Origin of the sequence: Inquilinus sp. Marseille-Q2685, assembly GCF_916619195.1 — a bacterium.
Lineage (GTDB): Bacteria > Pseudomonadota > Alphaproteobacteria > DSM-16000 > Inquilinaceae > Inquilinus.
On the sequence record NZ_CAKAKL010000008.1, the window covers coordinates 238354 to 261441 of the forward strand.

The 23088-nt window shown below is 68.5% G+C and carries 15 protein-coding genes; 8 read left to right on the top strand and 7 right to left on the bottom strand.

What is annotated here, in order from left to right; genetic code table 11:
- Positions 1-5: 5 nt before the first annotated feature.
- Positions 6-1202, top strand: coding sequence for a fatty acid desaturase (locus LG391_RS28655; protein ID WP_225771485.1), 1197 nt, complete (start codon positions 6-8; stop codon positions 1200-1202).
- A 6-nt stretch (positions 1203-1208) separates the two neighbouring features.
- Here the strand turns inward: LG391_RS28655 and LG391_RS28660 are convergent, their stop codons facing one another.
- The 3 genes from LG391_RS28660 to LG391_RS28670 form a co-directional block, all read right to left on the bottom strand.
- Entirely contained in the window at positions 1209-2561 is a 1353-nt protein-coding gene (locus LG391_RS28660) for a sensor histidine kinase KdpD (RefSeq protein WP_225771487.1), read from the bottom strand.
- A 26-nt stretch (positions 2562-2587) separates the two neighbouring features.
- On the bottom strand, positions 2588-3784 hold the full coding sequence (locus tag LG391_RS28665; RefSeq protein ID WP_225771489.1) for an FIST signal transduction protein: 1197 nt from the start codon (positions 3782-3784) through the stop codon (positions 2588-2590).
- An 81-nt stretch (positions 3785-3865) separates the two neighbouring features.
- Positions 3866-4660 (bottom strand): EAL domain-containing protein, encoded by a 795-nt coding sequence (locus LG391_RS28670; RefSeq protein WP_308013072.1) that lies wholly within the window; start codon positions 4658-4660, stop codon positions 3866-3868.
- 455 nt (positions 4661-5115) lie between these two features.
- Here LG391_RS28670 and LG391_RS28675 point away from each other — a divergent pair, with 455 nt between their 5' ends.
- Positions 5116-6585 carry a TolC family outer membrane protein gene (locus tag LG391_RS28675; protein WP_225771491.1) on the top strand — a complete coding sequence of 490 codons (1470 nt, stop codon included), beginning with the start codon at positions 5116-5118 and terminating at the stop codon, positions 6583-6585.
- A 57-nt stretch (positions 6586-6642) separates the two neighbouring features.
- On the opposite strand, the gene LG391_RS28680 is transcribed toward LG391_RS28675, so the two are convergent.
- A complete protein-coding gene (locus tag LG391_RS28680; RefSeq protein WP_225771493.1) occupies positions 6643-7911 on the bottom strand; it encodes an SEL1-like repeat protein in 1269 nt (422 codons plus the stop codon).
- A gap of 894 nt (positions 7912-8805) precedes the next feature.
- On the opposite strand from LG391_RS28680, the gene LG391_RS28685 reads away from it, so the two are divergent.
- From LG391_RS28685 to LG391_RS28705, 3 genes are all read left to right on the top strand, one after another.
- Positions 8806-11163 carry a FecR domain-containing protein gene (locus LG391_RS28685; RefSeq protein ID WP_225771494.1) on the top strand — a complete coding sequence of 786 codons (2358 nt, stop codon included), beginning with the start codon at positions 8806-8808 and terminating at the stop codon, positions 11161-11163.
- An 81-nt stretch (positions 11164-11244) separates the two neighbouring features.
- Positions 11245-16080 (top strand): PKD domain-containing protein, encoded by a 4836-nt coding sequence (locus LG391_RS34910; RefSeq protein ID WP_304608574.1) that lies wholly within the window; start codon positions 11245-11247, stop codon positions 16078-16080.
- Between the two features lie 16 nt (positions 16081-16096).
- A complete protein-coding gene (locus tag LG391_RS28705; protein ID WP_225771497.1) occupies positions 16097-17905 on the top strand; it encodes an adenylate/guanylate cyclase domain-containing protein in 1809 nt (602 codons plus the stop codon).
- Here the strand turns inward: LG391_RS28705 and LG391_RS28710 are convergent.
- From LG391_RS28710 to LG391_RS28720, 3 genes are all read right to left on the bottom strand, one after another.
- Positions 17877-18458, bottom strand: coding sequence for a hypothetical protein (locus LG391_RS28710; protein WP_225771499.1), 582 nt, complete (start codon positions 18456-18458; stop codon positions 17877-17879). The genes LG391_RS28705 and LG391_RS28710 overlap by 29 nt on opposite strands.
- Positions 18459-18597: 139 nt before the next feature.
- The gene (locus LG391_RS28715; RefSeq protein WP_225771501.1) at positions 18598-18885 is read right to left on the bottom strand and encodes a ribbon-helix-helix domain-containing protein; all 288 of its coding nucleotides are present in this window, start codon (positions 18883-18885) and stop codon (positions 18598-18600) included.
- A 177-nt stretch (positions 18886-19062) separates the two neighbouring features.
- A complete protein-coding gene (locus LG391_RS28720) occupies positions 19063-19905 on the bottom strand; it encodes an alpha/beta hydrolase (protein ID WP_225771503.1) in 843 nt (280 codons plus the stop codon).
- A 97-nt stretch (positions 19906-20002) separates the two neighbouring features.
- Between LG391_RS28720 and LG391_RS28725 the strand changes: the two genes are divergently transcribed.
- From LG391_RS28725 to LG391_RS28735, 3 genes are all read left to right on the top strand, one after another.
- Positions 20003-20983, top strand: coding sequence for a GlxA family transcriptional regulator (locus LG391_RS28725; protein WP_225771505.1), 981 nt, complete (start codon positions 20003-20005; stop codon positions 20981-20983).
- Positions 20984-21091: 108 nt separating this feature from the next.
- Positions 21092-22396, top strand: a complete 1305-nt coding sequence (locus tag LG391_RS28730) for a Xaa-Pro peptidase family protein (RefSeq protein WP_225771507.1) — start codon at positions 21092-21094, stop codon at positions 22394-22396.
- Complete coding sequence (locus LG391_RS28735; protein ID WP_225771509.1) at positions 22396-23079, top strand: isochorismatase family protein; 684 nt, start codon at positions 22396-22398, stop codon at positions 23077-23079. Before LG391_RS28730 ends, LG391_RS28735 begins: the two co-directional genes overlap by 1 nt.
- The last annotated feature ends 9 nt before the right edge of the window (positions 23080-23088 follow it).

Consider the following 23088-nt stretch of genomic DNA (forward strand, 5'->3'; position numbering starts at 1 on the left):
ACCTCATGTCCACCTTCGTTGCGGGTATTGAACATGTCGGGTCCCGCGAGGCTGCGCACACCGCGCGGCGAGACCCCCGAGCCGAAATGGCTGAACGCCTTCCGGCCGCTGTCCAGCCGTTCCTGTCCTGGCTGACCGCCCGGCCGGCGCCGCAGGAGGCCGAGGCCGCACACACCCCGATGCATTTCGTGCATCAGGGATGCCTGCTGGTCATGGCCGGCCTGTCGTTCGGCGTCCTATGGACCGTCGTTCCGACGATCCCGGGCGCCCTCCTGCTCTTCATCTCTCTGATTCTCACGACATCCGGCCTCGGCGTGTTTCAGGTCGTGGTGTTTCACCATTGCGCTCATGGGACCGTCTTCCGGACCTGGGAGCGCAACCGAGCCGTGGGCCGGCTGATCTCCGCCGTCTTCCTGTTCAAGCATTTCGACCATTACCGAAAAGAGCACATGCATCACCACAGCGCCCGCAAGCTGCTGACCGAGGAGGACGAATTCGCCGACTTCGTCCTCGGCATGTGCCGCCTCGAGCCGGAGCTGCCGAAGCGCGAACTGTGGCGCCGCGTGCTGGTCAACGTCGTCTTTTCCCCCGGCTTCCATGTCCGGTTCCTGTTTCGCCGAATCCGCGCTGCGATGCGCTCGCACGATCCGCAGCACAACATCGTGGCGATGTTCGCCCTGGCGATTCCGGCGCTGGCTTCGGCCCTCACCGGCCATGCCCTCGCCTTTCTCGTCATCTGGCTCCTGCCGCTGACCCTGCTCCTGCAATGGGCGACGATCGGCCGGATCCTCTGCGAGCACCGCTTTCCCGAGCCGGCGCTGATCGCCGCGCGGGACAAGGAGTTCGTCTGCCTGGCGACCGCCGGCGTATTTCCGGGCGCCCCTCCGCCGCGAGATTCGGCGTGGTCGCCCGCGGGGCTCGCCGCCTGGTGCGGCTGGTGGGCGAACATGCTCACGATCCAACTTCTCGTACGCGTCATCGTCCTGGTCGGGGACGCTCCATGCCACGATTTCCATCACCGGCGCCCATCGACCAAACAGTGGACCGACTACATCCATGCCCGGCAGAAGGATGTGGACGCCGGATGCCCCGGCTTTCCCCTGAACTACGGCGAGACCTGGGGACTGTTCCGCGCCATCGACGAGAATCTCGCGACGCTGTCGGCGACGCCCAAAGGCGCCGTCCCGACATGGCCCCACTAGCCCGGATCAGCCGGCTTTCGGGGGGTCGGCCTGCCCGGGGCTTCCGAGCGCCGCGGGAAACATGACACGAACGGTGGTTCCGCCTCCCGGCTCGCTGGTGATCACGAGCGAGCCGCCATGGGCCTCGACAAGGCCCTTGGTGATCGGCAGCCCCAGCCCGGTGCCGGCGGTCTTGCGGGTCAACGCGTTGTCGAGCTGACGGAACGGTTCCATCGCGATCGCGATCTCCTCGGGCCGCATTCCAATCCCGGTGTCCGTGACCAGGAGTTGGATCGATCGGTCCGTTCCGATCTCGACATCGACGACGACCTGCCCTCCCTGCGGCGTGAACTTGATCGCGTTGCCGATCAGATTGTCGAGAATCTGGCGGAAGCGAACCCCGTCGACAAGGAGACCGAAGGCCGGATCGATCGGCGACATCGACAGGGCGACGCCCCGCTCCGCCGCCATGCCATGCGCCGCCCGAACGGCGGCTGCCACCGCATGCTCCAGGCGGATCCACTCGGGTTGGATGGCGAGATGACCCCGGGCGATGCTTGAATAATCCAGAATATCGTTGATCAGGCGCAGCAGATGGCGGCCCGAGCCGCCGATCTCCGTCGCATAGGCGACGGATCGCTCGATCGTCAGGCCGGAGGGACGCTTCGCGGACAGGATGTCGGCCAAACCGATGATGGCGTTCAGCGGCGTCCGCAGCTCATGGCTCAGCGTCGCGAGGAATGCGGCCTTCGCCTCGTCGGCCTGCTCCGCTGCGTGCATGGCGCGCCGAAGCTCCTGCTCCGCCTGCTTGCGGGCCAGGACGTCGATATAGACCGAGAGGCCGCCTTCGATGAGCTCCTGGTCGGCGGATTCGAAAGCCCGGCTCACATTCGCCTCGGACCGGTTGCCGATCATCAGGGCCTGGCCCGTCGTGCGATCATAAGCCCAAAGAACATAGGGCAGTTGCAGGATGCCCGTAAGCTCATAGGCCGGCGGCTCGATTCTGGATTGAGCGGTGGTGAAGAAGAAGTCGGGAACGCTCGGCAGCGTGATCGGCGCGGTCGCCTTCTCGCGCAGCCCGATGGCGTGCGTGACACGAAAGGTCCGGCTGCCGGGGGTCTCCTCGACCAGAAGCGCCGCGCGGTCGCACATCGCATTGTCGACGACGATCTCCAGGATCCGGTCGCCGAGATCCTCCGGGCCGATCACCGTGTCGGCGAGACGGTGGGCCTCACGGATCAGCTTGGCCAGCGTCCGGCTGCGCCGCGCCTCTCGGAAGGCCTGGCTCTGTTCCTCCTGCAGCCGAAGCAGGCGCGCGCCGAGATCGTTGCACTCGCGCTGGTAATAGGCGAGCTCCCGTTCCAGCTGACCGGGCGACACGCCGACAGTCCTCCGCGGGCCGCCGTTCATCGTGCCGACAACACGGTCAGGAGGCCGGTCCAGTCCAAGGGCCGGCTGTAGCCGTCGAAGGGCGCGATCTCGACGCCGGAATAGAAGCCGAGAAAGGGAATCGACGGATCGAGATGGTCCGCCACCAGCCGGGCTTCCTCGATCGCGGCCCCGCTGCGGGCACTGGCGCGGCCCGCACAGTCGATATAGATCGCCAGAAGAGGCTGCCCGTCCCGCTGCGTCTGGTTGATCGCGCTGATGCCGTTTCGAACGCTGTCGAGCATCAGCGCGTTATCCCGGGACATGATCTGAACCCGCGTGCCGAGGCGGAAGTCCCTCTCGAACAGGGTGATCGAGCCGGTGGTCCGGTTGGCGCGCAGGATCAGACGGTTGACGTAGCTGTTCTCGTCATAGGCCGCGTAGGGATCCCCCTGCTTCTCGCCCAGCGTGGCGATCAGCGACAGGTCGTGTGATGAGGTGGCGCCCAGCGTCACGCCCAGCATCTGCTCGATCACCTCGAGCGCCGGCCGGCCGTCGAGCTCGAACACCTCGGCCCCTTCGATGCGCGTGATCTCCATGAAGGTGCTGACCGGGCGGCAGCCGTGCAGGATGACGGTCTCGTCCTTGAGGCTGGATGGGAAGACAAGCGCGACGGCCGCGTGCTTGGCGACGGACGTGCCGTCGAGCACCCAGGCATCGGACAGATTCATGTCGGTCAGGGTCCCCCCGCCGATCAGCCGGATCCTGTGGCCGGCAAGACCCGACTGCAGCCCCTCGACCAGATCGCTCGCCGGATGCAGACGCAGCGGCGACGGGTCGGCGACGCTGTCATAGAACATCAGCACGACGGAGTCCTGCTCGGCGGTCTCGGCCAGCTTCTGCCCGAGCGAAAAGCCGGCGGCGCGCTCACCCTGCCGCAGATCGCGGTTGACCAGGATCTGCGGCAGGGCATCTTCCGCTCCGAAAGCCACGACCCCGACCTCCAATCCGCTGTAGCCGAGGCCGTCTCGCCAGATGACGCCGGCCGCCGATCCGCCGACAATTGCGACTGCGTCCCCGAAGGTGGTCCTGAGCGCCTCGACAACGTCGGAACCCTCATGCTTTCCGCCGCAGAACACCAGCAGCAGTTGCGGGACGATATTCCCCAACGTCGCACGGCACTGCTCGATCGCCGTCGCAGCCGAGACGCTTCTTCCATGACCAATCGCGACCATTCAGCCTCCCCGGCCATCAGGCGCCCGGCGGCGCCCGCGGGCCATCCATTCAGCGGCAGGACCTTCATCCTTGTCCATCGATCAGTGCATCGGCGTGCGCCAAAAATCCCGGCTCGGCACCGCCGCCGTCCGTTCCGGCATCGCAACCAGAAACCCTTGCAGCCTTTCGCAGCCGAGATCCCGCAGGATCCGCAGCTGGGTTGCGTCCTCGACGCCTTCGGCCGTCACGCGGATGTCCAGCTCCCTCGCGAGTTGCATCGTGGCACGGACAATCGCGACGGCACGCGGATTGGATGGCAGATCCGCCACGAGACTCCGGTCGATCTTCAGCCCGTCAAACGGAAGGCGGCGCAGCATGTCGAGGGAAGCCCAGCCGGTGCCGAAGTCGTCGAGCACCAGCCGAATGCCCAGGCTCCTCAACTGCTCGAACACCCCGGCGATTTCCTTTGATGCCTCGAGCCGAACCGATTCCGTGATCTCGAGCTCCAAGCGAGTCGGGGCCAGTTTGGCGGCGGCCAGCGCCGTCATTACCGCCGACGGGAAAGCGCTGGACCGAACATGCGTTGCGGAGATGTTGACCGAGACCTGCGCGGTCCATGGCCAGGAGGCCGCCTGTCGGCAGGCGTCCTGGAGCGCCCATTCGCCAAGATAGGCGATGAGGCCGGACGCCTCGGCAACCGGGATGAAAATGCTGGGAGCGATTTCGCCACGGGTCGGATGGCGCCAGCGCATCAGCGCTTCGAAGCCCCACAAATCTCCGTCGGAGATCGCCACGATCGGTTGGAACACGAGAAAAAACTGCCTTGCCTGACGCGCAGTCAGGAGATCCGCTTTTCCGGGCAGCCCCTGTTTCCATCCGCGGCGAAGACGAATAATGACCTATCTCCCAAGGCTGAAATATTGCCGATCGGGGTCCTCGATGACACCGAGGCGTATCCAATTTCCGAGCGAAGCAGACTGGTATCTGAGACACAGCACCGAATCTGATAATTTTAGATAAACGGAACATATTTGAGAAGAAGCAATTTGAGTCTCCGCTCCTGCTCACATTCCCTAAGCGCTCAGTCACTGCATACCCCAATAAGAAGCACTTAGTTGATTTACGATCCAGGACAAGTTCTGACTCACACTTGACCTCTCAACCGGCAGTTCATAGACAGTACATCCCATAATCATCGGAATATCTCTTTTGAAGTAATTGAAATCCGGCGGAGATCGGGAAACCATCATCTCTTGGAAATGCATGCCCACGGCATGGCGGATCGCTTTCAAACCGGACGGCATCGATGCTTATGCGTCTGGTGGCGCCCAAGAATACGGCAGCGTCGACGATGACACGATACGGACGATTCGGGCTCTCCACCGCGGTGTTGTCCGCCGTGCTGGTGCTGGGGGCCGGCCCGGCCTCGGCCCAGTCGATGACCGAGGCGCTGGCGTCGGCCTATGCCACCAATCCGGACCTCGCCGCCGACATCGCCAATTTGAAGGCGGTCAATGAAGGCGTCGCCCAGGCGCTGTCCGGCTACCGGCCGAATGTGAGCGCCAGCGCCAGCATCTCAAGCCAGTTCACCAACACCACCAGCGACAACGTCCCGACCTCGGGCGGCATCATCGATCAGCTGCAGCCCAGTGGCCAGAGAGGCGATCCTCTGAACGGCGGCGGCCGCGAGGGCTACTGGCACGAGGTCAACCCGGCCACGCTCGGCATCACGATCACGCAGAACGTCTACAATGGCGGGCAGACCGAGGCCGCGGTCAACCAGGCCGAGAACACGGTGATGGCGACCCGCGCCGTGGTCCAGACCACCGAGCAGACGGTGCTGCTGGACGCCGCCACCGCCTATGCCGACGTGGTCCAGGCCCAGGCGGCGCTGGACGTGCAGCGCACCACCGAGGCGGTGCTGCGGCGGCAGCTGCAGGCCCCCCAGGACCGGTTCAAGGCCGGCGAGGTGACGCGGACCGACGTCAGCCAGGCCGAGGCCAGCCTGGCCAGCGCCACCGCCGGGCGGATCGAGGCCGAGGGCACCTTGCGCGCCAGCCGGGCCACCTTCGAGCGCTTCATCGGCCAGCCGCCGGGGACGCTGGAGACGCCGGCGGTGCCGGCCGGGCTGCCGACCTCGATGCAGGACGCGCCCCCGAAGGCCCAAGCCAACTATCCGGGCATCGTCGCGGCGGTGTTCACCGAGCGGGCCGCGGCCGACAACATCGACCTGCAGTTCGGCGCGCTGCTGCCGCAGCTGAGCCTGCAGGCGCGGATCCAGCGGCAGTATTCGACGGTCTCGCATCCGAAGAGCAGCAGCGGGGCGCAGAACCGCATCGATTCCGCGGCGATCGTGGCGCAGCTGACCATCCCGCTGTATTCCCAGGGCAACCAGGAATCGCTGGTGCGCCAGGCCCGCTACACCCATGGCCAGCGGCGGATCCAGATCGAATCGCAGCGCCGCACGGCGATCCAAGGGGCGGTGCAGGCCTGGCAGGCGCTGGTGACGGCGCGGGCGGCGATCAAGTCGTTCCAGGCCGCGGTCAAGGCCGAGCAGCTGGCGGTGGAAGGCCTGCAGCAGGAGGCCCAGGTCGGGTCGCGTACCGTGCTCGACGTGCTGACCGAGCAGCAGAACCTGCTCGAGGCCCAGCTCAGCCTGGTGCAGGCCCGGCGCAACGAGGTGGTCGCGGGCTATCAGCTGCGCAACGCGATCGGCACCCTGACCGCGCAGGACATGGGCCTGCCGGTCAAGGTCTACGATCCGGAGCCCGACTACCAGAAGACCCGCGCCCGCTGGTTCGGCACGTCCGTCGACGAATGAGGACCGTGCCGGTATCGGCCACCCGGCGCCGTCTCCCGGCGCACCCGCGCCCTTCGGTCAGTCCTTGCTGGCCAGCAGCGTGGCCACGCGAAGCGCATCCAGCAGCTCCACCGAAGCCCGCCGCGTCACGGGCAGGCCCTGGCCCCGCTGGAAGCGGGCGATGGCGGCCCGGGTCCGGCGCCCGACCAGGCCGTCGATCGGCCCCACATCGAAACTCAGCCTCGCCATCAGCTGCTGGATCTCCTTGATCTCAGCCACCGTGGCTCGCCGCGGCCTGGCCGCAGGCCGCGCCGCCGGGGCGGATGCCGGGACCAGCTCGGCCGGATCGGGCGGCGGCCGGCCCGCCATCTGCGCGGCCAGGTCATCGAGGATCGGGTCCGCGCCGGCGGCGGGCATGATGGTCTGGTCCAGAATGAGAAGACCGGATTCCGGCGCCAGGCTGACAAATCCGATCCGAGGCGCGGCCGGACCGTCACCATAGGCTGCGGCCTGCAGCCTCGCCAGCGCCGCCGCGGCCTGCTCGTCTCCGGCATCGGCCGCGACCCGGTACCAGCCGGCGGCGGCTTGCGGATCGGGTGTCCCAAGATCGCCGCTCTCATACAGCCTGGCCGTGTTGTAGGCGCCGCGTGGATTGCCGCCGAGGCTGGCCCGCCGGAACCAGATCAGCGCCTCCGCCGGATCGCGCGCCACGCCCGAGCCGTCGCGATAGGCGAGGCCTAGAGCATTCAGCGCGCCGGCGTGCCCGGCCTTCGCGGCCTCGCGGAAGCGCGCCACCGCCGCTTCCGGATCGCGCGACAGGCCAACGCCTCGTGCCAGCAGCACGCCGAGATTGTATGCGGCGCTGGCCACGCCCTGATCCGCGGATCGGCGATACCAGCAGGCGGCGCGCTCAAAATTCCGCGGCACCTCGATGCCGAGCGCGTAGAACGTACCGAGATCATGCTCGGCATCCGCTTCGCCGGCGATGGCCCTGCGCGCCAGGCTGCGCAACTCCGCAGAGGCCGTGTCGGGCAGCAGTAGCTCCGCGGCCCGGCTATTGGCCGGAGCGGCGGCAGCGCCGGTTCCCGGCGGCGATGCTGCAGCCGGAACGCACGCCGGAGCTGCGGGCGAGGTTTGCTGAGCCGCGGCTGCGGGAGTGGGTGCGAGGGCGAACACCTGTGGCTCTTCGCCACCTGCAGCCAGGGAACCGGCTTCGGCCCGGCGGGCTCCCAGCCCTTCCGCAGCGAAGCAGCCGCTGCCGGCGGAGATCAGCAGTACCGCGACCATGAAGCGAGCGCCGTTCGGTGCCCGGTCGAGCCGGATGCCGTTGTCGGCCGGAGATATCACCAGCTCCTCGCCCGTTTCGAGACCCTCCCGCCTCGCCGAATTGGCACAGGACCGGGCAAGCCGCTTTCTTTTGACGTCGGATCGTGCTCGCCCGGTCCCATGTAGAGGAGTTGCGAGGCTGATCAGCGGGGACGTCTCAGCCCATCAATTCCCGAGTGAAAGCCTAGATGCGAGGTCGGCTTTGACCTAGATACACTTTGGGGGATCGCGCCGATCCGGACCGATCTTCAAGAGGAGCAGGCTCCCCCCCGGGGTCAAGTGCAATACTCCTTTCCATCGATACTCCGTGATTTCTCCATCCCAGCCTGGGCCGACAGATCAATGCAGACGAGGTCACCGGGCTCCTTCACACAGTCATTCTCCGTGAAGCCGGAGTTCGAACCATCAGCGGCGACGCCTCCAAAGATATCGAAGAGCTGCCCTATCCTTGCTCCTCGCAACCGGATATTCGTCCTTGGTGATAAAGCGCCTCCGCCGAAAGAGGTAATTGGACCGTCGTTTTGCGATGTTATCATTTCGATGCTTCGGCCGAGGAAATGAATGTGTTCGGGCCGTCACCCGACACACGGCTTCGCGGATAGAATATTCTTGCCCGTGCTGACGGATCGGGAAAGAACGCTGGGAGCCGAGAAGGCCGCCTTTCGGGCGGTCTTTTCCACATCAGGACCTCGGCTCCGGAACCTCCGCCCAAGCTTCTACGGAACATCGGCCGACACCATCGCTCGACAGGACATTTCTTCCTCTTTGATGATCTTCGAGCTTATGAGATAATTAACTGAATTTTTCTGAAGGATTGATCGAAAAAAACAATCTCGATCCGACGATGGGCTCCACCTGAGTCCTCATGGTTTTCAGAGGAGCCACTGAGGTCCTTCGCCTGGTCCGGAGGCATTCTTGGGTTACGCCACCATCCGCGTCAGATGGATCGAACGGGCCGCTTTCGGTGGTCTGGCCCTGGTGGCATCTGTCTTCGCGGCCTGGCTTCCCGACGCCCGGGCCGAGACCATCGAAGTCCGCCTCGAGCCCAACCAGACCATTCGGCAGCTGTCGGAGCGGTATCTGGGAGATCCCGATCTCTGGCCCGAGATTCTCGAAGCCAGCGATGTGGCCTCGGTCGCGCATCTGTCCCCGGGCCAGCCGCTGAGGATCCCGGTCGATCTGATCGCCGCCGCCGAACGCGCCCTCGCCCGCTGCGCCGACCAGATCAGGCTGGCCAATCTGGCGGGGGCGCAGCTTTTCGCGCCGGACGAGATCGGTCGCGCCATAGGCCTCTACGATCGGGCGCTTGGCCGCCGCGTCGAACGCGCGTGGGTCGACGCCAAGGATCTCGCCCTCGAATCTCATTCAGAGGCTGCAAGAGCCCTCGCCATCTCGGAACAGCGGCGCGACGAGGCGGCCGAGGCGCTGCTGAGCGACAAGAACGGATGGGTCGAGGCCCGGAAGCCGCGGGATCTAGCCTGGAACGACGTCAAGCTCCGCGCCATCCTGGTGGAGCAGGAAAAGGTCCGCACCCTGTCGGAATCGACCGCCCAGCTCACCTTCCGCGACGCCAGCAGGCTCAGGCTCAACGCCAACTCGAACGCGATCATCCAGCAGATGCGCTACGACCCGCTGACCCGCCGGGAGGAGGCGAAGGTCAGCCTGGTCGAAGGCGACTTCTACGCCCTGCTCGCCAGCGAGAGCGGGCGCACAAGCTTTGCCGTCGACATCCCCGAGGCGAAGGCCCGCATCGAGTCCGGCGATTTCTGGGTCAGCAGCGGCGATGCCGGCGCCAAGTTCACCAACTACGACGATCGTCCCGTTGCCGTCGTGGCCAGAGATGAGACCGTCGTGCTCGGGCGGAACGAGGGGCTCGTCCTGTCCACGAAGGGCAAGACCACCGAGAAGCGCGACGTGCTCGACGCGCCTCACCTCTCCACGCCGGCCAACGACGGCGTCGTCTACGAGGCATCCGTCGATCTCGCTTGGACCAGCCCGGACGGCGCCGGAGGCTACTGGCTCGAGATCGGGGCCGACCAGTCGTTCGACACGATGCTCGTCTCGGAATTCGGGCTTCGGAAACCCGCGTTCCGCACCGAGCATCTGCCTCCCGGCGATTATTACTGGCGGGTCTCCGCCCTCGATGCCTTCGGCCTGCCCGGCGAGCGGAGCGCCCCCTGGCGCTTCACGGTGGTGATCGACACGCTCGCGCCGTATCTCAGGATCGACACGCCGGCCGAGGGAGCGATCGAGCGCGAATCCGCGGTCGAGATCCGGGGCGAGACGGAACCGGACGCCACCGTTTCCGTGAACGGACGTCGGGTCGAGGTGACGGCCGCCGGACGGTTTGCCGGACCGATGACGGCCAGCGAGGGCGACAACCTAGTCGAGGTCGTGGCCACCGACCTCGCGGGCAATCTCACCCGGCTGCAGCGCCGCTTCAGCTTCATGCCGGACCGGTCCGAAGCGGTCGCCCTGGACGCGTCGGTGCCCCGGGATCCGGCGGGCAGGGTGCTGGCCGCCGGCGACACCGTTTCCCTTGCGGGTCGCACCAGGCCGGCGTCCCGCATCGATGTCGTCGGCGCCGACGGCGCCCTCCGCGGCTCGACGGCCAGCGGCCCCGAGGGCCGCTTCGCCCTCAACATCGGGCTCGGCGCCGACGAGGAGGCGCTCTCGATCGTCGTGACCGCGCCCTCGGGCTTCCGCAGCGCGCACAGGATCGACGTCGCGGTCGACCGCCAACAGCCGACCATCACTCTTTCGGAAGAGTTGCCCCGTCTGACCGCGTCTGAAACGCTGTTCGTCAAAGGCCACGTGGCCAAGGCCGACGCGACGCTGCGCATCAATGGCGGCGAGGTCGGGCTGAGGGACGGCGCCTTCGATGAGATCGTCAGCCTGCACGCCGGCGACAACCCGGTCGAGCTCGTCGCCGTCGACGCGCTCGGCAACACCGACGTGGCCCGGTTCACGGTCACGCTCGACCAGGATCCGCCTCGCCTCGTGGCGGCGAAGCTCACGCCCGAGGCGGGTGATGCCGGTTCGCATGCGGCGATCGAGATCCGCGCCTCCGACGCTTCGGGACTGGCGGCGACCGCGCTCGCGACCGTGGGGTACGGGTCGGGGACCGCGGATGCCGTGCTGCGGTTCAATCGAGCCGCGCAGGCCTATCAGGGATCGCTTCCCGTCCCCCGCGGCGAGCTGAGATCGGCGGCGGTCCGGACAGTGGAGCTGACGGATGCGGCCGGCAATCGGCAGTCGTACCGCATCGACTGACGGGAGATCGCTTCGGGCAGGCACGGTGGGGCCATGGACATGAGGGCAGGTCGGACGGGAGCAGCATCATTCGTCGCCGTCATGGCCATTCTGGCGGGCGGGTCGGTATCGCCGGCGCAGGCCGAGGAGAGGCCGGCTCTCATCACCTATGGCCCGAAGGCGCTCACCCGGGAAGGCGATTTTTACCGCGAGCAGACGATCTACATCAGCGTGCCCGCGGGCTCGACCGAGCGGCTGTGGATCAACGTGTTCGACCCCGGGATCAGCGCGGAGTACGACCAGTCGACGGGCCAGCCCGGGGCCAGCCGGACCCGCTACGCGGTGTTCGGCGGCCCCGGCGCCTTCTCGCCCCCTCCGCTCGTCCCCGCTGTTCCACCGCCGGAGCAGGCATCCGCGGGCACGCTGATCGCGGAGAAGGTGTTCGGCGACGAGCCGGATGCGGGGGGCCAGTGGAAGACGGTGGCCGTCGTCGACCCGCGCCAGGGCGACGCCGTCGACGGGCGCCGGATCCTCCGCCTCCTGGTGCAGGGTCTGGAAGGCGCGGCCGGCAACGTCTTCGACGTCGCGGTGAGCGCCCGCGAGACACGGCAGCTGCGGCCCGAAGGGCTGGAGATCTTCGCCTATCGGCCGGTGGTCCGCGTCCCCGATCAGAGATCCTTCGCCGAGCTGCGGTTCCGCCCGCCGGCGGGGACCGACCGGCTGGTCGTCCACAACTTCGATCTGGCCTTCGGCAGCCTCGACCTGACGACCGCCTTCGCGTCGATTCCGCTCAAGGCCTCCGGCCAGGACGCGTGGCAGGCGGCCGAGGTCCCATCCGGCCTGGGCGGGGCGGAGGCGGCCCTCGAATTCGGCCGCGGCGCGGAGATGCCGAACGACGCCACCTTCATGATCGCGGATGGCGCCGGCCATCCGGTGCGCTTCGAGCTTCCGGTGACGCTCTGGCCGGCTCTGGTCCGGCCGAAACCGGCGATCGACCGTTCGGACCTGGCGGCCTGCGGGTCGGTGTCCTTCGACGCGGGCCGGTCCGTGGACCCCAAGGGTGGGCATCTCGCCTACCGCTGGGATTTCGGCGACGGCTCCGTCGCGGAAGGCCCCCTCGTCCGCCACGACTACAGATCGCCGGGCCGGTATATGGCCCGCCTGGAGATCCTCGGCTCCTCCGCCAGGATCGGCGATGGCGCCGCAGCCGATATCCAGGTCGACGTCCCGGTGCCCCCGGAAGCGATCATCGAAGCTCCGCTCTCCGCCTCGGTCGGCGCCGATGTCGCCTTCGACGGCAGCACATCGGTCGCGGGCCGATTGCCGATCAAGCGCGTGACCTGGCGTTTCAACGACGGCGCCACGCTCCAGGGCGCCAAGGTGGGCCGGCGGTTCGACAGGCCGGGCCGCTATCTCGCCAGCCTGACGGTCGATGACGGCTCCGGCCAGCCTTGCGGTGCCGACACGGCCGAGGCCTCCATCGTCGTCAACACGCCGCCGGTCGCCGTCCCGGGCCCCGCACGCCGCGTCTCGGCGGGCGAGGCCATCGCCTTCGACGCCCGCCAATCCTTCGATGCCGACGGCCGGATCACGGCCTATGCCTGGGAGTTCGGCGACGGCACGCGGAGCGACGCCGCCCGGCCGGACCACGCCTATGACCGGCCCGGCACCTACATCGTCCGGCTGACCGTGACGGACGACGCCGGGCTGCCCGATTCCATGGCCTCGGCCACGACCACCGTCGTCGTCAACGCCCCGCCCGTGTCGGTCGCCGGCCACGACCAGTCGGCCGCCGTCGGCGAACCGCTGGTGTTCGACGGCTCCGCCTCCAGCGACCCGGACGGCCGCCTCCTGACCTGGGACTGGAATTTCGGCAATGGCGACACCGGGACGGGGCAGAAGACCACCTACGCCTTCAGCCGGCCGGGCATCTATCGGGTGCGGCTCACCGTCCGGGACGATTCCGGAACCAGCTCCGCGACCGGCGACAGCACGCTCAGCGTGCGCGTGAACGATCCCCCCGTCGCGGTCGCGGGGGGCGATCGGCTGGTCACCGCCAGCGCCGTCTCCTTCGACGGCACCGGCTCCTTCGACCGGGATGACGCGATCGCGGACTATGCCTGGGATTTCGGTGACGGCAGCACCGGCGCCGGCCCCAGGCCGACCCATGTCTACGAGGCGCCCGGCCGCTACCCGGTCCGCCTGACGGTGACGGACCGGTCGGGAACCAAATGGAACTCGGCAAGCGACGACATGACCGTCGTGATCAATGCCCGCCCGGTGGCCGATCCCGGGCCGGACAGGATCGTCGCGCCCGGAGAGAAGGTGGTGTTCGACGGCAGCCGCTCGCTCGACCAGGACGGCGACATCGCCGACTATCGCTGGGACTTCCGCGACGGCAGCGAGGCCCGGGGCCGTATCGCATCGCACAGCTTCGCCCGGCCGGGGATCTACGATGTCAGGCTGGCGGTGGCCGACGACAGCGGCGATGCCGATGCCGTCGACTACAAGGAGGCCCGGATCACCGTCAACGCCGCGCCGGTCGCCGATCCGGGCGGCGACCTCATCACCGCGCCGGGCGATCCGGTCCGGCTCAGCGCCGCCGCCTCCTATGATCCGGACGGCCGGATCGTCAGCTATCGCTGGGATTTCAGCGACGGCGGCGCCCCGGTGTCCGTCGCGCAGGTCGAGCGGCGGTTCACCGCGCCGGGTCTCTACACCGCCCGCCTCACCGTGGCCGACGACAGCGGCGCCTCCAACGGCTTCGATTCCCGCGAGATCGGCATCGCGGTCAACCACGCCCCGGTCGCGGATGCCGGCCGCGACGCCCTGACCGAAAGCCTGATCGTCTCCTTCGACGGCACCGCCTCGATCGACCCGGACGGCGATCCCCTCACCTATCGGTGGGATTTCGGCGACGGGGCCTCGGCCACCGGCGCCAGGGTCCAGCACACCTATGCGGCGGCCGGCACCTATCCGATCATCCTCGTCGTCGACGACGGCAAGGGCCTGCATAACTCCGTCGATCAGGCCGCCAGGTCCCTCGTCATCCATCAGCCGCCGGTGGCGGATGCAGGCGGCAATCGCCAGGTCTGCACCGGCGACGTGATCACCTTCGACGGCTCGAAATCCCTCGATCCCCAGGGCGGCGCCCTGCGCTACGCCTGGGATTTCGGCGACGGGACCAGCTCGGACATCGTCAATCCGACCAAGACCTACCGCAGCGGCGGCGTCTATCCGGTCACCCTGTCGGTGCGGGACAGCGCGAACCTCGCGAACAGCGTCGATGCCGACAGGGTGTCGGTCAAGGTCGACCAGGGACCGTCGGCCGATGCCGGCCCGGACATCAAGGCCTGCGCCATGTCGTCGATCGAGTTCGACGCCTCGCGCTCCTTCGATCCGAACGGGACGATCAAGCGCTACGACTGGGATTTCGGCGACGGCAGGTTCGCGATCGGCGAGAAGCCCAGCCATGTCTACGAGCAACCCGGCGAATACCGGGTCTTCCTGAAGATCGAAGGCCAGCGCGTCGGCCAGTGCGACCCGCACTCGACCGACGAGATGGCGGTCAGGATCATGCAGGGACCCGTGGTCAAGATCGACGCCCGTTCGGCTGCGCCGCTCGGCGAGGTCGCCTTCGACGGCTCCGGCTCGCACATGCCGGGCGGCAAGATCACCGGCTGGCATTGGGATTTCGGGGATGGCGCCACCGCCGAGGGCGCGACCGTCAGCCACGTCTTCACCGAACCCGGCCCGAAGAAGGTCACCCTCACGGTGACCAGCGATTCCGCCTCGCCCACCTGCCAGCGCGTGGCCGCCACCCATGTCGTGGCCGTCAACGCGCCGCCGGTCGCCGTGATCGCGGCGCCGGAGGGCGCCTCCCAGGGTGAGGACCTGCTGCTGGATGCTGGCCCGTCGCATGATCCGGACGGGGCGATCTCGGCCTATGACTGGGATTTCGGGGACGGCGGAACGGCGAAGGGCGTCCGGGTCAACCACCGCTTCACGGCCGCCGGGACCTACAAGGTCCGCCTGACGGTGACCGACGAGGCCGGCGTCGAGAACTCCTCCACGACGGCGGAGGCGATGCTGGCCGTGCGTCCGCCGCCCGCGCCCGAGATCGTGCTGCCGGCCGCCGCCTGCACCGGCGAGGATGTCCGCCTTATCGTCAAAGGGGCGGCGGCGGCGAAGCCGATGGAGGGCGGCTGGCGGAATGCGGGCATGACGGACGGGGCTCACAGCTTCGTCCGGCGCTTCGAGACCCCGGGCCGCTACGACGTGACGGTCATCCCGGATGACGGCAGGGACCTCGCCGATAGCCGGCGGCCGCAGACCCGCATCCTCCACGTCAACCGGCCCCCGGTGGCGATGCCCGGTCCGCAGCGTGCCGTCTGCCCCATGGCCGAGGTCGCCTTCGACGGCACCTCGTCCTATGATCCCGATGGCCGCATCGTCCGCTATGAATGGGATTTCGGCGACGGCAGCGGCGCCCTGGGCCCGACCGCCACCCATGTCTTCGAGGCGCCGGGAATCTACGATGTGGCCCTGACCGTCACGGACGACACGGAGTCGAGCTGCGCGGCGACCCGCCGGTCGGTGCCGATCGTGGTCAACGCGCCGCCGGTCGCCGATGCCGGCTCCCCCTTCGAGGCCTTCATCGGCGGCGCGGCGGATGCGGTGCTGCTCGACGGCCCCGGGTCCAGGGACCCCGATGGCGGCGCTCTCACGCATGTCTGGCGGATCGGCGACGGCACCACCGAGTCGGGCGAACGCGTCCGCCACCTGTTCCGGCAGGCCGGCGACATCCCGGTGGAGCTCACGGTCACCGACAGCTCCGGCCTGCCCTGCGGTGTGGCCAGCGACGACACGATCGTCACGGTCCGCCGGCGCGCTCCGATGCTGGTGACCAAGGTGCCGTCGGCGGAATCCCGGGAGTGACGGCGGTGCCGACGTCATGTCGTTGAGCCTCCGCCGCAAGCTGCTGCTGTTCTCGGCGCTGATCGCGGCGCTGCCGCTGCTGTTCGCCGGGCAGTCGCTGATCCGGATCGCCCGCGACGAGATGAAGAGCGCCGCCAATGAGCGGCTGGTCACCACCGTCGGCGAGGTGACGGGCCAGATCGACGACATCTACGAGCGTGCCTGGCTGGCCCCCCTCCTCCTGATCCGCAGCGCCATCGACAGCGACAAGATCAATATCGGGGAGAAGGTCGCGATCCTGACCCATGGCATCGCCCAGCTGCCGGACATCGTCGCCCTGCAGGTCACCGTCGATGGCGGCCGGCTGCCGCTGGTGATCTCGCAGGACCGCTTCAGCACGCGGCTCACCGAGGCGGGCATCCAGCCCCTGAACGTGCTGCGGGCGCCGCCGGAGGTGATGCTGGCCTCGGCGGCTGCTGGCGAGGAGGCGGCCGCGCGGATCTCCGCCGTCATGTACGAACCGAAGACCGAGACCTGGCTCGCCACCGTCGTCCTGCCGCTCGAAAGCCGGTTCAGCGGAGCGCGCGGCGTGCTCTCGGCCAGAATCGATCTCGGCCGGATCCGAAGCTTCATCATGAGCCAGCCCTTCCGCCAGGTCGGCATGATCACCACGGTCGACGCCGAGGGGCGGAAGCTCTTCGACGCCGAGCTGGACGAGTCGGGCCGGGTCAAGCAGCTGGGCCGGCGCGACATCGTCGGCGAGGCGCTGGCCGCCCGCGAGGGCAACCGCGCCCGCACGATCAGCGTCGACACCTATCTGCGGCCGGACGGGACCCCGATGCTCGGCACCTTCGCCTTCACCCGCAGCTTCGACTGGGCCGTGATCGTCGAACAGAAGGAGGCGGACGCCTACTATGCCGCCGACGTCATGATCGACAGCCTGTTCTTCTGGGTGGTCGGCGGGCTAGCCGTCGCGGTCCTGGGCGCCGCGGTGTTCTCCCACCGCATCAGCCGCCCGATCCTGGCGATCGGAGAGGCCGCGAACGAGGTGGCGAAGGGGAACTACCATGTCCAGGTCAGGACCGTGCGCTCCCGGGACGAGATCGGCGAGCTGGCGAAGCGCATCAACCACATGATCGTGCAGATCAACGAGCGCTTCGAGCTCACCAAATTCGTGTCCCACGGCACCATGGACGCCATCCAGCATTCGGACGAGACCGGTGTCCATCTGGGCGGAAGCCGCTGCGAGGTCGCGATCCTCTTCGCCGACATCCGCGGCTACACGGCCTTTGCCGAAAGCCGCGACCCGGAGACGGTGATCGAGACGCTGAACTTCTATCTCGCGGCGCTGGCCGATCTGGTGACTGCCCATCACGGCGACATCGACAAGTTCGTCGGCGACCAGATCATGGCCGTGTTCCAGGGCCCCGCCATGGCCGCCGACGCGCTTCGCTGCGCGGTGGCGATGCAGGCGCACATGGCCGATCTGTCGGCCGCCAACCCGGACCGGAACCTCTCCATCGGGATCGGCATCGATATGGGCGAGGTGGTGATGGGGGCGATCGGCGCCAGGGACCGCATGGACTTCACCGTGCTCGGCGACCGCGTCAACGTCGCCGCGCGCCTGTGCGCGGCGGCGAAGCCCCGGCAGACCCTCGCCACCGCCGCCGCGGTCGAGGCCGCGACGACGTCGCAGCCCGACCTGCCGCTGCTGTCCCGCGCCCTCGATCCGATCGCCCTCAAGGGCAAGAGCGCGCCGCTCAGGGTCTATGACATCCACCCGGCGGGCCGGGTGGCCGCCTGGAGCGAGCACGATGCTAGGACCGCGGCTCCGCCGGCAGGCTGAACTGGAACAGGGGTGTCGCTGTCAAACGGTCGGTCGGGCTGCCGAGCGGATGGTTGATCGTCAGGCGCAGCGACCGCGCCTGCCAGTTGACCCCGCCGAGGAACACCAGGCGGCCGAAGACACGCGACTGCGGCGCGATCTCCATCTCCGGATTGTCCGGCGGGGCCAGGAAGGGATAGCTCCAGCCTCGGTCATCGGTCAGCAGCAGGCTGCCGGACGGATTGAGCCGCTGCCGGCCGCTGGCCGGATTAAAGATCTCGACGGCGACGACGATGCTGGAGGGCAGGAAGCTCACGGTATCGACCAGGATGGTCATGCCGTTTGGATGCGTCTTGCTTTGCCGCACGCGGAATGTGGCCGAAGAAGGCTGCTCCCCCGGCGCAGGCTGTGCCGGCTGCCCGATCCCCGGTCCCGGTGCCGGCAGCCCCGGCTTGACCAGCGGATAGGCCGGGACCGGCTTCGCCGGCGGGCGGTCCGGGTTCAGCAGCGGGGCCGGCGGGTCGATCTGGAGCTGGGCCTGCGCACCGTCGACGAGACTTGCGGCCGCGATCACGATGATCGCCGCCCGAAGGCAGCGGCCGCCAACGCGTATCGGCGCTTCGGCAACCCGGCGCAATCCGTGACGGCATGCGGACTCGGCCATGACCATCAACTCTCCGCCGCACGGCCCGGCTGTGCCAGGTCCGGCTCCGCTAGGCGTAGCCCTTCGGAACGACCGGACGGCGGTTGTGGGCCAGCGCAAAGAAGTAGGCCTGGATGAAGACGCGAACCGCGCTGGACAGGCTGCCGTCACCCCGTTGTGAGGCCCGTATCCGGCTCACGAGGGCGTTCATGGGAACGCCCTCTCGTGTCACGATTTCCTCGAGCCCGCTCCAGAACTGCCGCTCCAGCCGGATGCTGGTGCGGTTTCCACCAATCGTGACGTTCCGGGTATGCGGTTCAAGTGGGTTCATCAACCGAAAATGAGTGGATCGGCCCATAATTTTCACCACCTCAAAGAACGCCTCTAGTATTTATTCGCGAGGAACAGGGCAAAAGCTCGAAATTCGGGCTTCCGATTATTCAATTCGATTGATGAGCTATCCCTTCGGTGGCCAGGAGATACGATGCAAGGCGACCATCCGTCGTAACCTGTGGCGTCCCTGGTGGAGATGGCGTCAGGCCGTGCCGACGCGCCCCTTGAGCCAGCCGGCGAGTGCCTCGAGCTCCCGCAGCGCGGCGGGGTCCCTGCCCGCGCCCTTGAGGAAGCCGTGGTCCTGGCCGGCGGCCACGGCGAAGCGGCTGTCCGCGCGGGGACCGAGGCGCTGGAACAGCAGGGCGGAATCGTCGAACACCGCGTCCAGCTCCGCCGCCAGGACATAGGCCGGCACGGCGACCTCGCCGGCGAAGGCCAGCGGCCAGATGCCCGGTTCCTGCGGGTCGAGGCGCCGGTACATGATCGACAGCGTCTCCGCATCCAGCCCGTTCTCCGCCGTGCCGCGGCGGGCGATGCTGCCGCCCTCGATGCCGCCGAACCCGCCATACAGCAGGGCCAGCCCGGCGATGCGGGCCCGCATCGCCGGATCGAGCCCCCGCAGGCCCCACAGGGCGACGCAGGCGCCGGCGCTGTCGCCGGCCAGGACGAGCCTGTCCCCGCCCGTCGCGGCGAGGGCCGCGCAGGCCGCGACCGCGTCGTCGCGCTGGGCCGGGAACGGATGCTCCGGCGCCAGGCGGTAGCGCGCGGACAGCACCCGCATCCCGGTCAGCTTCGCCAGCCAAGCCGTGACGCAGCGATGGGTCGTCGGGCTTCCGGCCACGAACCCGCCGCCGTGGAAATACAGGATCGCGACGCCCGGCGCGGGATCCGGCGGCGTGTACAGCAGCCCGCCGCGGAAGGCGCCCGCCTCCCCGACCGCCGACTCGTTCACATCCCCGGGCAGCGGACCGGCCCTTTCCTCGGCATCCCGGGCGTGATGCGCCCGCAGCTCCGCGGGACTCGATGTGGCCCATGACACGCTCATGCGACGCGATCCGGACTGGGGACGTTGACCGCGGCGCCGCCGGGCGGAACACTCCGCGGTCCGACAGGGATGCAACGATCAGCGCCGGGGACGCAACGTGATTCAGGCACCGGCCCCAGGCGGACGCGCACAGCAGGGGACGCCGACCACCTTCGCCGTCCTGGTCTTCCCCGGCTTCCCGACCATGGCCTTCAGCTCGGTGATCGAGCCGCTGCGCGCCGCCAACATCCTGGCCCGGCGGGAGTGCTACCGCTGGATCGCCGTCGGCCTGTCCGGCGGCAAGGTCCGGGCGTCGAACGGCTTCGCCATCGAGCCGGTGCTGGGGGCGAAGGAAGCGCCGCTGGTCGACCGCATCGTGGTGTGCTCCGGCGGCGACGCCGACCATGTGGTGGCCGAGCAGGCGGTGGCCTGGATCCGCCGCAACCTGCGGGCCGGGGCCTGGATCGGCGCGGTCGCCGACGCCGCCTTCTTCCTGGCCCGGGCCGGCCTCCTGGACGGCCATGCCTGCACCCTGCACTGGACCAGCCAGCCGGCCTTCACCGAGGCCTTTCCCGAGATCGAGCTGCGCCGCGACCTCTACGTCATCGACCGCAGGCGCTTCACCTCGGCCGGCGGCGTCGGCAGCCTGGACATGATGCTGGACATCATCGGCACGGATTGCGGGGCCGAGCTGGCGGCCGGCGTCGCCGAATGGTTCGTGCACAGCCCGCTGCGCTCCAGCGTCGACCGCAAGCTGATGCCGCTGCGGCTGCGCACCGGCATCCGGGACGAGCTGGTGCTGTCGGCGATCGCGATCATGGAGGAAGCCGTGGAGGACCGGCTGCGGATGACCGATCTGGCCGGCCGCCTCGGCGTCTCCGCCGACAGGCTGGAGCGCGCCTTCCGCGCGGCCGCCGGCACCTCCCCCGGCGCCTATTACCGCCGGCTGCGGCTGCGCCGGGCGGCGGATCTGCTGGCCCATTCCACCCTGCCGGTGCGCGACGTCGCCCTGGCCTGCGGCTTCTCCGACATGTCCAGCTTCGCCCGGGCGTTCCGCGAGCAGGAGGGCGTGTCGCCCCGCGCCGCGCGCCGGGGCTGAGGTCGTCCATCAAAACACCATGTAGCGGAATTCCGCACGGTCTCTGCGGATTTTCGCACGAACAGCGTCTGCCGGGCGTCGCATCCTGGGCCGAACAGGGAGACGCGCATGAGCATCGTGGTGTTCAACCCCGACAGCGTCGAGGACGTCGATTTCGCCGAGCGGATGCGCCACCCGGCGACCGCGGACGAGGCCGTCGGCATGTGGCTGTCGGACACCGAGCCGTCCTTCGTCGACGTCCACGCGCTGCGCCAGGGCAGGCTCGCCCGGCTGCGCCGCTGGATGGCCGAATCCGGCTACGGCGCGGTGGTGCTGTTCGACCCGTACAACCAGCGCTATGCCACCGGATCGCGCAACATGTTCGGGTACTTCCTGCGCAACTCGACCCGGTACTTCTTCGTCCCGACCGAAGGTCCGATCGTCCTGTTCGAGTATCCGCAGAGCTACCACGTCTCGACCGTGCTCGACACGGTCGACGAGGCGCGGCCGTCCAAGCTGGTCTGGTCCTCGGTGTCGAACCGCGACGGCGAGAGCGCCGGGGCCTTCGCCGACGAGATCGCCGACCTGCTGCGGGCCTATGGCGGCGGGTCGATGAAGATCGGCCTCGACCGCTGCAACCATCTGCACGCATTGGCGCTGGAGAAGCGCGGCTGCACCGTCACCGACTGCCAGGGCGAGATCCTGGCCGTGCGCGCGGTGAAGACGCCGGAGGAGATCAAGTGCCTGCAGGCTTCGATGGCCGGGGCCGAGGCGGCGGTCGCCGCGGTGCGCGAGGCGATCAGGCCCGGCATCTCCGAGAACGAGCTGTTCGCCATCATGTATCACGAGGTGATCCGCCAGGGCGGCGAGTTCATCGAGACCCGGCTCCTGACCTCCGGCCAGCGCACCAACCCCTGGTTCAGCGAGGCCGGCGGCCGCAAGGTCCGGCCGGGCGAGCTGGTGGCGCTCGATACCGACACGATCGGCTGCTACGGCTACTACTCCGACTTCTCGCGCACCTTCCGCTGCGGGCCCGGCAAGCCGACCGACCACCAGAAGATGCTGTACCGGATGGCGCATGACCAGATCCGGCACAACATCGGCATCGTCCGGCCGGGCATGGCCTTCCGCGAGGTGGCGGAGAAGGCCTGGACCATCCCCGACCGCTTCGTCGAGCAGCGCTACACCTCGGTCATGCACGGCGTCGGCATGCATGGCGAGACGCCCTTCATCGCCCATGCGATGGACTACGAGACCTACGGCCGGGAGGGCCATCTGCTGCCGGGCATGGTGGTCAGCGTCGAGAGCTATATCGGCGAGAAGGGCGGCCGCGAGGGCGTCAAGCTGGAGGACGAGATCCTGATCACCGAGACCGGCACCGAGGTGCTGTCGCGCTTCCCCTACGAGGACGAGCTGCTGGGCGGAGAGGTGTGATGAGGACGCTGCTGTCCATCCAGCCGCAGAAGGCGGCGGCGCTGTTCGTCGACCTGCAGGAGGAGCACCGGAAGGATCGCCGCTACCTGGTCGAAGGCTTCGACGCCGTGCTCGGCAACGTGCAGCGGCTGCAGCGGGCAGCGCGGACGGCCTGCCTCCCGGTGCTGCACTCGGCCTATGTGGTCGATCTCGCGACCCAGCGGGCGAAGCCGTTCCATCCGGTGATGGCCGACGGCACCTCGGCCTTCAGCGACGCCAACGACCCGATGTCGGAGATCTGCGCCGAAGTCGGCCCGGCCGACGGCGAGCCCGTGCTGGTGAAGTCAGATGCCAGCGCCTTCGCCGGCGGCGGGCTGGCCGACAGGCTGTCGGCGCTGGGCACCGAATGGCTGTTCGTCGCGGGGGTGTGGACCGAGGCCTGCATCGCCCAGACCGTGAAGGACGCGGTCGAGCTCGGCTTCCGGGTCGCGCTGGTGAAAGACGCCTGCGGCAGCGGCAGCGCGGCGATGCATCAGACCGCCATCCTCAACCTCGCCAATCGGCTCTACGGCGGCGCCGTGGTCGACACCGCATCCGCCTGCCGGCTGATGCAAGGCGACACGGTCGAGGCCTGGCGGGTGCAGGGATCGGTGCCGCTGCGCTTCACCTACGACAACGCGGCGAGGCTCTATCTCGACCTCTGACGGCGGGGC